General features: G+C 41.6%; 2 protein-coding genes and 1 pseudogene. 1 reads left to right on the plus strand and 2 read right to left on the minus strand.

What is annotated here, in order from left to right:
- Both AB4160_RS19520 and AB4160_RS19465 read right to left on the minus strand, forming a co-directional pair.
- Positions 1–128: pseudogene (locus AB4160_RS19520) on the minus strand (DsbE family thiol:disulfide interchange protein); the annotation flags it as partial.
- Between the two features lie 15 nt (positions 129–143).
- On the minus strand, positions 144–2,120 hold the full coding sequence (locus AB4160_RS19465) for a heme lyase CcmF/NrfE family subunit (protein ID WP_076543206.1): 1,977 nt from the start codon (positions 2,118–2,120) through the stop codon (positions 144–146).
- Positions 2,121–2,544: 424 nt separating this feature from the next.
- On the opposite strand from AB4160_RS19465, the gene ccmI reads away from it, so the two are divergent.
- Positions 2,545–3,813 carry a c-type cytochrome biogenesis protein CcmI gene (gene ccmI / locus AB4160_RS19470; RefSeq protein ID WP_303446831.1) on the plus strand — a complete coding sequence of 423 codons (1,269 nt, stop codon included), beginning with the start codon at positions 2,545–2,547 and terminating at the stop codon, positions 3,811–3,813.
- Positions 3,814–3,845: the final 32 nt, after the last annotated feature.

Genomic DNA, 3,845 nt, shown 5'->3' on the forward strand with positions numbered 1-3,845 from the left:
AAAGCCGGTACCGGCTTTCCTTCTAGTGCTGAATCCAGCTTTTGTGGATTTAAGAATAACCCCTGATAAAGAAAAACTCCCATCCCCAAAAACAATACCAATGGTATAAACAGCACCAACTTTTTCATACTTTCTCCGATATATTAAGCAGTGGCTAATTTTGCTTGTTCTGCTTCTTCTTTAGCAGTTTTAGCTTCTTTAACGCGGTAACGCTTGTCTGATGCAGCTAAGAAACCGCCGACCATCATAAAGATTGAACCAAACCAAATCCAACGAACAAACGGTTTATAGTTAAGACGTACAGCAAATTGAGTCATGCTCAATGGATCACCCATAGTCACATATAGATCACGGAACAAGCCCCAATCAATACCTGCTTCAGTCATATCCATCGTACGTACATTGTATTGACGACGATCAGGTCTTAACAATGTAACAAATTCGTCATCGTAATAAACTTCAATCTGACCTTGTTGCGCGGTGTAGTTAGGACCAACCACGTTTTTGGTTTCAATATAGTTGAAGGTATAACCCGCTAACTCTTCACTGAGACCAGGGCCCATACGAACACTTTTCTCAATCGAGTAGTTAGACACCATAGTGGCACCAACAATTGATACGGCAATACCTAAATGGGCAATAATCATCCCCATTTCACTACGGCCTATCTTGTTAAGGGTGAACTTACCTTCTTTGTCAGTTACTAGGTTATATGCCGCTCTGAAGGTTGCTAGTGCTACCCATGTCGCAGCAGCAATACCGAATGCAACCCAAAGGTTCATTTCGTTACCAGCGATAAATGGTGTTGCCAAACCAACAATTGCAGCCACAATCGCAGGGATCATAAGTTGGCGTTTAATCTCACCCGCTTTAGATTTTTTCCAGCGAATGATTGGGCCAATTCCCATGAAGCCAAACAGTACAAGTACAATTGGTACAAATACAGCGTTGAAATATGGAGGTCCTACAGAGATTTTGCCCATACCTAATGCATCAATTAGCAATGGATATAGCGTACCAAGTAGTACAGTACCTGCTGCAACAGTTAATAACACATTACATACAAGTAAGAAGGTCTCTTTAGATTTGAGTTCAAACCTTGCAGGACTGCTCATTTGACTTGCTCTTAACGCAAACAAGGTCAAGGAGCCACCAACTGCGAGGCCAAGCAAGAGCAGAATAAACATACCACGGCTAGGATCGGCTGCAAATGAATGCACTGATGTTAAAACACCTGAACGAACAATAAAGGTACCTAGCAAGCTTAATGAGAAAGCGAATATTGACAGTAATACGGTCCAGTTACGGAATGCGCCACGTTTTTCAGTCACAATAAGTGAATGCACTAACGCTGTACCGATTAACCAAGGCATGAACGATGCGTTTTCAACTGGATCCCAGAACCACCATCCGCCCCAGCCAAGTTCGTAGTATGCCCACCAAGAGCCTAACGAGATACCGCCTGTTAGGAATACCCAAGCTGCTAGTGTCCAAGGACGTGACCAACGAGCCCAAGCAGAATCTAGACGACCACTCATAAGCGCAGCAATAGCAAATGCAAAGCTAACTGAGAAACCAACATACCCCAAGTACAACATTGGTGGATGGAAGATTAAGCCCACATCTTGCAACATTGGGTTTAAATCTCGACCTTCCATCGGTATTGGGAAAATACGCTCAAATGGGCTTGAAGTGATTAGCATGAATAAAGAGAAGCCAACAATGATCATTGCTAATACCGCAAGAACACGTGCGATAAAGACTTCTTCCATACCTTTACTGAACAATGCAACTGATGCAGCCCAGACAGATATAGAGAATACCCAGAATAGAAGTGACCCTTCATGGCCACCCCACACTGCTGCAATCTTAAAGAAGATTGGCAATTGTGAGTTTGAATGATGTGCGACATAAGCCACAGAGAAGTCATCAACGGCAAAACTATAGCCTAGGCTGATAACTGAAAGAGCGATGAAAAAGAACATACCGTAACAAATCGGCCAAGCATATCTTACGAGATACTGGTCCTTACGGGCTGCACCAATTAACGGCACGGTCATTAATAGCATGGCAAATGCCACACCTATAATGAGCGAGAAGTGTCCAAGTTCTGGGATCATGGGTATTCCTCAGTGTGATAAAAGTTGGTCCGAACCTAATCAAACCAACGCATAACTAACATAATGCTATATATCAGCTACATTAACATTAGCTAATACGAATTTTGTTATATTTTAGTATTTGCTGTTGTTTATGTCTGCCTATTTCATGCAAAACTGGGTCACTAGTCTCATTCTCAAAAAAATAGAGATTAAAAACACACAGTTATAACAGCTAAGCCTATGACTAAAAAAGTTCATTTAAGTTTCGTTTGATTTCAAAGGTGGTTATTTATTTGTGAACCAGTGCCCAACTATAAGGATTCTGACTAAGTAAAATCGTATATTACTGTTCAATGAATCATCTTTACGTATAATCTAGCACTCAAGTTAGGCGGCAGTTCCGCTTTATTTTTTCAGCAACCTAAAAGTGAATATTGAAACAATGACCACATTTTGGATATTTATTGCGCTTGTCGTACTCATCAGCTTAATGCTGATTTGGATCCCTCATTTTCGTCAGCAAAAAATGCTATCTGCTGAAGAATCAGGCGTACGTAAGCAAACTAACCTTGAACTCTTCAACGAGCGCGCAGGCATTTTAGCTAAAGAACTTGAAGAAGGCTTGCTTGATCAAACAGAGTTTGACGCGCTTAAAAAAGAACTAGAAATTGGCCTTCTGCAAGATATGAAGATTGCAGGTGACGATTCTTTAGATACGAAATTAAAAGCAAAAGGGATCTTATGGCCATCAATTATGACCGTTGGTGTCTTGGCTGTTTCAGGTTACTTTTACTCAACCCTTGGTGCATACCAGGAGTTAGCTACCCCGCCACAAGCTGAAGCTTCGCCACATCAAGGTATGAGCAATGAGCAGATTATGGCTCAACGTGTACAAATGATGGAGCAGCAAGTTCAAGCTGAGCCAGAAAACAGCCAAGCTTGGTTTAGCTTAGGTCATGCTTATATTTCAGCAAACCAGTTTGATCATGCTGTTGCCTCTTTTGATAAAGTGATGGAATTAGTTGGCACAGCTTCTGAATTATTAGGCCCTAAAGCGACGGCACTGTATTACAAAAATGGTCAGCAAATGAATCCTCAGATTCAAGCGCTTGTTGATCAATCTTTAGCTTTAGATCCAAACGACCCTTCTACATTGTTGCTTGTCGGTATGGATGCGTTTTTCACTGCTGACTATCAAAGCGCAATCACAGCGTGGCAATCTATTTTAGATAGCGATCGTAAAGATGTGGATCGCACTGCACTTATGAATGCTATTGAATCTGCCCAAATGCGTATTCAAGCTGAAACGGGAGTGATGCCAAACGATAGTACTCATAACCCAATGGCAGCAGCTACAGCCGAAGCAGGTATTAAAACTGTAGATGTCGCGATATCAATTGCTCCAGAGTTAGCCGATCAAGTTAGCTCTTCAGATATGGTATTTATCTTCGCCCGTTCAACTCAAGGCCCTAAGGTACCTTTAGCTGCGACCAAAATAAGTGCCAACAGTTTACCTGTAACGGTGACACTTGATGACACTACTTCAATGGGTGGCGATGTAAAACTAAGCAGTGCTGCAAATGTAGAAATTATCGCAGTGCTATCAAAACATGGCAGTGTGAAGGCGCAACCTGGTGATTTAAAAGGTATCGTTGCATCTGTTGCTGTGGGTAAAGAAGCTAAACTATTACTTGATACAGTGGTTCAATAATCCACTATCAATAAATAGACATAAAAAAACCG

The organism is Shewanella sp. 10N.286.51.B8, from assembly GCF_041469325.1.
Lineage (GTDB): Bacteria > Pseudomonadota > Gammaproteobacteria > Enterobacterales > Shewanellaceae > Shewanella.